This is a genomic window from Arsenophonus nasoniae DSM 15247, assembly GCF_000429565.1.
Lineage (GTDB): Bacteria > Pseudomonadota > Gammaproteobacteria > Enterobacterales > Enterobacteriaceae > Arsenophonus > Arsenophonus nasoniae.
On the sequence record NZ_AUCC01000005.1, the window covers coordinates 80,221 to 87,895 of the forward strand.

12 protein-coding genes and 1 pseudogene are annotated in these 7,675 nt (G+C 40.7%); all 13 read left to right on the forward strand.

Translation table 11 applies throughout. The features are described 5' to 3' along the window. Nucleotides 1-179 precede the first annotated feature (179 nt). Nucleotides 180-473: a hypothetical protein gene (locus G468_RS23615; RefSeq protein WP_026821741.1), complete on the forward strand. Its 294-nt coding sequence runs from the start codon at nt 180-182 to the stop codon at nt 471-473. Next, nucleotides 473-668 (forward strand): annotated as a pseudogene (locus G468_RS25235) (hypothetical protein). Before G468_RS23615 ends, G468_RS25235 begins: the two are co-directional and overlap by 1 nt. Continuing rightward, nucleotides 665-979, forward strand: coding sequence for a hypothetical protein (locus G468_RS25240; protein WP_406929295.1), 315 nt, complete (start codon nt 665-667; stop codon nt 977-979). Before G468_RS25235 ends, G468_RS25240 begins: the two are co-directional and overlap by 4 nt. Continuing rightward, nucleotides 966-1,580, forward strand: coding sequence for a YqaJ viral recombinase family protein (locus tag G468_RS0102390; protein WP_026821743.1), 615 nt, complete (start codon nt 966-968; stop codon nt 1,578-1,580). Before G468_RS25240 ends, G468_RS0102390 begins: the two co-directional genes overlap by 14 nt. Next, on the forward strand, nt 1,577-1,768 hold the full coding sequence (locus G468_RS0102395; RefSeq protein WP_026821744.1) for a hypothetical protein: 192 nt from the start codon (nt 1,577-1,579) through the stop codon (nt 1,766-1,768). Before G468_RS0102390 ends, G468_RS0102395 begins: the two co-directional genes overlap by 4 nt. Before the next feature lie 31 nt (nt 1,769-1,799). Beyond that, a complete protein-coding gene (locus G468_RS0102400; RefSeq protein WP_246067237.1) occupies nt 1,800-2,390 on the forward strand; it encodes a DUF669 domain-containing protein in 591 nt (196 codons plus the stop codon). A gap of 3 nt (nt 2,391-2,393) precedes the next feature. Continuing rightward, on the forward strand, nt 2,394-2,708 hold the full coding sequence (locus G468_RS0102405; protein ID WP_026821746.1) for a hypothetical protein: 315 nt from the start codon (nt 2,394-2,396) through the stop codon (nt 2,706-2,708). A gap of 284 nt (nt 2,709-2,992) precedes the next feature. Further along, on the forward strand, nt 2,993-3,184 hold the full coding sequence (locus G468_RS0102410; protein ID WP_026821747.1) for a hypothetical protein: 192 nt from the start codon (nt 2,993-2,995) through the stop codon (nt 3,182-3,184). Between the two features lies 1 nt (nt 3,185). Further along, nucleotides 3,186-3,479, forward strand: coding sequence for a hypothetical protein (locus G468_RS19505; RefSeq protein ID WP_034249197.1), 294 nt, complete (start codon nt 3,186-3,188; stop codon nt 3,477-3,479). Then, nucleotides 3,472-4,467, forward strand: a complete 996-nt coding sequence (locus G468_RS19510) for a replication protein (RefSeq protein WP_051296918.1) — start codon at nt 3,472-3,474, stop codon at nt 4,465-4,467. Before G468_RS19505 ends, G468_RS19510 begins: the two co-directional genes overlap by 8 nt. Then, nucleotides 4,464-5,315 (forward strand): ATP-binding protein, encoded by an 852-nt coding sequence (locus tag G468_RS0102425; RefSeq protein ID WP_026821748.1) that lies wholly within the window; start codon nt 4,464-4,466, stop codon nt 5,313-5,315. Before G468_RS19510 ends, G468_RS0102425 begins: the two co-directional genes overlap by 4 nt. A 144-nt stretch (nt 5,316-5,459) precedes the next feature. After that, nucleotides 5,460-6,920, forward strand: coding sequence for a M85 family metallopeptidase (locus tag G468_RS22230; RefSeq protein WP_051296919.1), 1,461 nt, complete (start codon nt 5,460-5,462; stop codon nt 6,918-6,920). Nucleotides 6,921-7,248: 328 nt separating this feature from the next. Continuing rightward, a partial coding sequence (locus tag G468_RS0102435; RefSeq protein WP_026821749.1) for a phage N-6-adenine-methyltransferase occupies nt 7,249-7,675 on the forward strand: 427 nt, incomplete at its 3' end.

Sequence of the window (7,675 nt, forward strand, 5' to 3'; positions counted from 1 at the left end):
AGAAATCATTGATAGTGTATGGAGCGAACATCATACACAAGAAAATGACGTTGTGAACCTGCTTGTTGCATTTAAAAATCAATTAGACAGACACACCGCAGACAGTATCGACAACCGCTGTCTAACAAAAACTTATCTTTATACGGTGAAGAACCGTTATCCTCGCAGAAGGAGACGTAATGGATCTGGCAACCGAGAACAACATTTTACGAATAATCAAAAACTTCACACAGGAACAACGCGAGGCCTGCGATAAAGAAGGCGAACGCATTTATGAATCGTTAAGTGACGGGTATCTTGCTCACGTCTTATCAAAGCAAATCTTTATTTACGAAGATAATTATGATGAGTCTCTTCTCGCAATCCAAACTACCCCTAGTTTCAATAATGCACTCTATGACCTAGGTCAACAACTCGCCAAAATTCTTTATGCGAAGAAGTGTCAAGATTCCTATTATGAGGTGCCTGCTTAATGACTGAAAAAACTCATTATAGAAAGGCGTTCGATTCACCTTATTTGAGCAGCGCCGATATTGTTGAGCCGACAGTATTAACCATTTCTGAGGTTTTATTTGAAGCGGATAAGACCAGAAGAACAAAAGACGTTTTTAACACGGCTTATTTTAAAGAGAAAGAAATTAGACCCGGTGATACAGTTAAGCCGATGATTCTCAATGCAACCAATAGCAAAATGGTTAGACAAATAACGGGCTCGCCGTTTCTTGAAGATTGGCAAAATGTAAAAGTCATGATTTGCGTTGAACGGGTAAAAAATCGCCAAGAATATGTTGATGGATTAAGAATTTATCCCGCTATCACCAAGAAAAAAATATTAACACCAAGCCAGGTAGAGTCATGGGAAAGAGCCAAACAAAGTTATCTTAATACTGGATCGCTAGAAAAAGTATTAGCACATGTTGAGATGTCGCAGGAAGACCAGGAACGCCTCAAGCAGGAGTGCGCTAATGCAATGGCATGATGTGCAGCAAAATACGGAAGTGTGGGATGCACTTCGTTTAGGAAAGGTGACAGCATCACAGTTTAGCTGTTTTATGGCCAACCAGGGAAAAACTTTCGGCGAACCCGCCAAGCGATATGCGTTACAAATTGCCCTGGAAATTATTACAGGGCAAAAATCAGAATTTAGTTTCACTAATGAGCATATGTTACGCGGACACGAACAGGAGCCAATCGCCAGAAGGTTATACGAAGAAACAAATTTTATTGACGTAACTAACGGCGGATTTTTTGATTGCGGTGAGTATGGCGATAGTCCAGACGGATTAGTTGGAAATGACGGTGTTATTGAAATTAAGTCCGTTACCGCACCCGTGCATTATGCCACTTTGCAACGTGAATCTTTTGACCCAGCCTACAAATGGCAGCTTATAGGCCACCTTGATTGTACAGGACGTGATTGGGTCGATTTTGTCAGCTATTGCAGCGACTTTCCAGAAGACAAACAGCTGATTGTTTGCCATTTGGAGAGGAGAAACTATCAAGAAGAAATCAATCAACTTCGCAAGAGGCGGAAAGATTTTCTTAATTTTATTGATGAGATAACAGGGATTCTAAAATGAAATTTGAAGAATTAAGTGAACAGTCACAAGAAGCTGCACGTGAAGTTTTAGTGTATACATTAAAAAAAGAAATAGATTCAAGAGGCGATATTGCCAGTAACAGGGCGAAGTATCTCACCCATGCTATTAGAAATAGCTTTATTGCACTGGAAACAGAACAGCCAAAAAGAGGTTCTGGTGAAGATTAAGCATCATCAATTCCACTGAGGGGAGTAACCCATGATGAATAACATTACGTTCACTTACAATGCAGAATCTGCGTTGGCTGCGGGTAAAAGCGGATTTATTACGGAATCGGGCGCTTATGTTGTTACGATTCAGGAAGCAAAATATGTCACCAGCAGCAGCGGCGCTGAATCGATTGAATTTTCGGTTGAGGCGGATGATGGCAAAAAAGCAAACTACCTCAACGTCTACTGCAAGAAAAAAGACGGCTCGCCAAATCAATATGGTATTAACATGATCCACGCCATTATGGGTTGTGCTGACGTAGGACAATTAACGACGAAAATGATTAATGCCCATACTCATATAGCCCCAGAGCTTACCAATAAGCGTATTGGTCTTGTCTTGCAAAAAACACTAAAGACAAAAACGAACGGACAAAATACTTACAGTTTCGATATTCTCTTGTCTTTTGTTGCGCAAACTCGTCAGACATTAGAAGAGAAATTAAAAGGTTTACCTCCTGAAATAATCGATAAAAAGTTTGCCAGACTACAGGATAAAGACGAACGCAAGAACGCCCCAGCAACCTACCATCAACAATATCAGTCAGAATATCCCGGTGATGATGTTTTTTTTGGATAAATCATGAATAACCTAGCAAAAATAATTCAGTCTATTCATCAAATGCAAGAAGTAGGTGTATTAAATGATTATGCTTATCAGCAAACTATCATTCCGCAGTCCGACGCGCAATTACTTGCTTATTTTTCACTGGCTCTTTTTGATAAAGAGCACAGAGAATGCAAATGGTCAGAAGACGCCGAGGATTACTTCTGGGTGTCAAGTTGTGGGCTTCAATGGCAGTTCATGGATGATGGGCCGAAAGAAAACGACATGACCTACTGTCCAAAATGCGGAGGTAGGTTAATTGTCAACAATACTCCACTTGCGGATATTTAAACTTGCACACTCCCGTCAATCTGTTATATTTAGACCTAGCACCTTAAGAAAACGGGTGTCGGGTTTGAGATCCCGAATATACGGGCGGACAAGATAGGCCGCTCTAAAGTGCGGTTTTTTTACGTCCGAAATCAGCGTTACGCCCCATAATGGCGGGATGTAACGGGGGAGCCTTCGCGCTCGCTGGTTTCTCGTATGCCGGTATCTCAACCCCATTACGTCTCGCCACCCCGTTTGAGATCGGGTTGGTGAGGTTGCAAAACCTTATACGAGAGGCTACCACTATGGTTGCTACAACCCAAACTCGCCCTGAGTTTATTGATACCTACTGGATCATTCCAGAATACTCCACTACCCCTTACGGCAAAGTGTCGTTTACACGCCAAGATCGCCGTATCTTCATCAGCTTGTTCAAAGACAGCCGCCTAATCTGGGCTGGTCGTCAACCAGTGCACACTGGCATGGAGGAAAATTAACATGAGAATTGTTGATATCTCCAGTGCCCAACAGGAAAAAATAAAGCTAGAAATCACTTACGAAAGTCATAGCAGACTGATTAGAGCAAGAGAAGTCGCTGCTAGCATTTATAAGTATCTTGAAGCTGGAGAAGCTGAATTTAAGCCTATTCCGTGGCTCCCTGAAATTCTGGATTATCTGTGCAAAGACATTGATGTCATTTTGCATGAAATCGATAAATGGGAATTGAAAAATAGCTTATCAAACGCCTATTTATTTAAAGAAAATAATTTAAAGGAGCCTTGTCATGACTAACGTTACCTATGCCTATTTTAAATCAAAAGATGAGGAACAGGCGTTTCTCATGACTGGAAATGATATTGGATTTACTCAGTGGAATAATGAACTCAAGGAAGCGCTACTACTTGCGCCAATTACATTGAGGCAATACAAAATATTTGATGCAATACACAGACTTACTCTTGGCTGGAATAAAAAATCCGATCGTATCACTAATACACAGTTAGGAAAAATGACGGGTATTCATCATACGCATGTCTGTAAGGTTAGAAAAGAACTTGAAGATATGAATATGATATTAAAACTCAGAAATGAGGTGGCTATAAATCAAAATTATCATGATTGGCGTTTTAATAAAGGTTTAGCTGAATCAGCTAATAAAAATAAGCCAAATCAGCAAGGTTTAGCCGAAACAGCTAATGATGATGAAACATTAGCTAAAACGGCTAACAAAAATGAGCCAAATCAGCTAAACATTACCAAGTTGGCTAAAGGTTGCCAAAACAGCTACACATTAGCTGAAATGGCTAATATGAGTTTAGCTAAATCGGCTAATGAGAGTTTAGCCAAGTCAGCTAAACACCAAAGAAAGGAAAAACAGGAAAGAAAGATATTAAAACATAAACTACCCCAACCCCCTTCTTTGGCAAAATCAAAACCGTTTGACCCAAGCTCGGTAGAACTTCCCACTTGGCTACCAAAACCAACCTGGGATTCCTGGGTGCAGTACCGCAGGGAAATCAACAAGCCGATTAAATCCCAGATGACGGTGACTCAGGCTATCAAGCTGCTAGGCAAGTGCCGCGATAAAGGACATCAGCCGGAAGAGATTATCAACGTCAGTATCGCCAACGGTTGGCAAGGACTCTTCGAACCTAATCAACCCGGAAGAACTCAGCAGACGAAACCTCACTCTGTCGCAGATAGCTTTGCTGACAAGGACTATGGGGAACCGCCGCTACCTGATTGGGCGAGGGACTGTCTAGCAAGGGAGGGGCTATGAACTACAGCGCAGAAATTACTACCGTGCGTCAAAAACTGGCAGACCTGAACGCGCCACCCAAGCCACTAGAGCACACGGTTTACGAGGAGAAGGAGGCCATCTGTGACAGGCACGGCTTATTCAAACAACGTTGCCGCAGGATGGCACTGTACGGCAAGGGGATTGAGACAAAAACCGAATGCCCTGCTTGCCTGACCGAAAAATTAACCCAGTTGGAGCAAGCCGCAGCAGAGCAGGAAAAACACCGCAAGCGCTCAAAAATTAAAACGCTCATGGATAACCTGAACCTGCCGGAACGCTTTGCCGATGTCACCCTGAATAACTACGAGCCAGTGAATCCTGATGCGGCACGTTGCTTAAAATTCTGCAATGCCTATGCCACCCATTGGCCTGAACGTCTTAAGCGGGGTGGCGGCTTGGTGATGTGTGGCAAGCCCGGTACAGGCAAGAATCATCTGGCACTGTCGATTGCGAAACACGTTATCAACGAACATCAAAGTTCAGCGCTATTCACGACAGTTTTACGAATTGCCCGCGAATTTAAATCAACCTGGAGCAAAAACGCAGAATGTTCAGAAGCTGAGGTTATCAAGCGATATACGCAACCGGACTTGCTCATCATCGACGAGGTAGGCGTTCAGTTTGGTAGCGAGGCGGAAAAAATGATCTTATTCGAGGTCATTAACACGCGCTACGAGAGCATGAAGCCAACGATAATCATCAGCAATCTGGCATTGAACGAACTGGCCGGATTTATCGGAGAGCGCGTTATCGATCGTATGAACGACGGTGGCGGTTGCACGTTGACGTTCACGTGGAGCAGTTACCGTTCACGCATGGCTGCATAAATCGATATAGCTAAGCAACTTTAAAATGCTTACAAATAATTGTTGTCGCTATCAATACAAAAATGATCCACCAAGAGTAAAAATAGCAGTTTTAACGCACTGCAGATGCTGAAATTAAACAAAACAATCTTATGAGATTAAAAAATGAAAAATAGAAATGAGGATGCCTATGCGAGCTACGTTTGTGGTAATGATCATGAATTTTCACTTTCTGATGATGTGTTAACAAGATTGACAATAGAATTACGTACTGCCGTATCTCGTAGTTATCATAATTTGTTAGACAGACATACTGCTTATGCCATTGAAGATACAATTCGAGAAGCATTATTAATGTCTCAAGCGTTTCAACGCATAATAGACTTTAGTATTAGGGAAGACAACGAGCAATTAGGATTTATTAATTACAGGAATGTTTATGAGCTAAGTGAAAATTCAGAAGATAGAAGATTGCGTAGTATTAGCATCCAAGAGATTGAAGAATCTAACGCTGAAAACATGCCAATAATCATACATGGTGAGGCTGGTGAAGATGCAAATGAACATCCTTACGTAAATATCAGTCCTGCTCCAAGCTATACGTCTCGTGATTATAATCATTGGCAATCTTCATTAATTCATGAACTTATCCATCATCTTACAGGTGCTTCAGATCCTGAAAGTAATGAGGATAGATTAGGACCTACAGAAATACTTACGCAAAGAGTCGCTATTGACTTAAATTGGCATATTCCTCAATTTAGAAGTTATAATTCTCCTGAGCGTCTTCAAGCAATTAGGGCGCGTAACTTTCGCTCTTTACTTGAAAGTATAGATAGGCATCCAAGAAGAGAAAATGAATTACTAGAGCGATTAATATCTATTAGTGAAAATGTCGGAGCTTCATCAGATTTTTCTTCTTTATCAGAAAGTTCTAATGATTCGTCAGTATCTACCGCAGCTTGCAGATTTGAGCATGGTGATTCTGACGATGATTTTACAGGATCAACATTTTTTCGTGGAGCAAAAGCCGCAAACTATCTCTGCCATAAAAAAGTCAAAATTATATTTGAAAATGACCTATCGTTGGAATACTGGCACTTAAAAAAATATAATTTAATTATTGCTGAATTAGCGGTGAGTCGTGTAGAAAATGGAAGTGGGTTTTATAATAAAAAATATAAATCATGGAAAGAATGGTATCATTCTTCAGCATGGAAAACTATATTAGGTACCGGTATTTATGATTACGGTTTATCGGAGATAGGAAAAAATGCATCATCTAAACCCTATGGTTTTATATTTGAAGACGGCTCTTTCTCCGTAGGTGTAACTAGCGATGATGCAAAGAAATACGGATACAATGATACATGGACTAATTACTTTAAAGACGATAAAGAAACAATATATGCTGGTCAAATGTTTTTTGATAAAAACGGTAGGCCCATTGCTCTTACAATTACCAATAAAATAAGTGGTTACTTAGGTAAGGGATTGTCATCTCTATATATAAAAGGAGGCTGGACGTGGAATATAAAAGATACGTGGGATATTCATAATTTTAAAGATAATTATGAATCTCTTGACCGATATGCACCTCGGTTTTTGATTAAAAATAAATTGTAGATACATGCGGATTTGGGCTTTGTTGAATAAATAAATTTTATGCTCCTCCTCGAGTGAAATCGCTGATCATGGCAAGATAAAATCATGTAGTTAGGTCGCGTAAGAAAATGGCACACTTAAGCTGTACAAACATTTTCTACCAAAAATAATATGGCAAAATGGCATGACTCCCTATTATTCAACAAAGACTCAAAACAGACTCAATACAGATAAAAAACGCTGGGATGTGGCTGTCAAACTGGAAGAAAGCCGAAGTAAACAACCCACGCCACATGATTAACTAAGTCTGGAATTTTCCATTATACAAAAATCTCACAGTGGTTTAAATATGCTAATCAGTCATACACCGAAACCATTCAAAGACCGCTGGCGTACGCCTATTGAAGTATTTCGAGCACTTGATGCTGAATTTAATTTTAAACTGGATGCTGCCGCCGATAAAAACAACGCGCTATGCAAAGCGTTTTTAACTGAACAGCAAGACGCACTGACATGCGACTGGAATAGCAACGGTGCTATCTTCTGTAATGCGCCCTACAGCAAGATTATGCCTTGGGTGAAAAAAGCGGCTGAGCAGTGTAGAAAACAGAATCAGACTATTGTGATGCTACTCCCTTCCGATACGTCTACAGCCTGGTTTTATGAAGGTCTTAATACGGCTGACGAAATTCGCTTTATTACCGAGGGTAGACTGTCATTTGTTTCAGCTGAAACAGGTGAACAAGGTATATCAGGAAACAGTAAAGGCAGCGTTT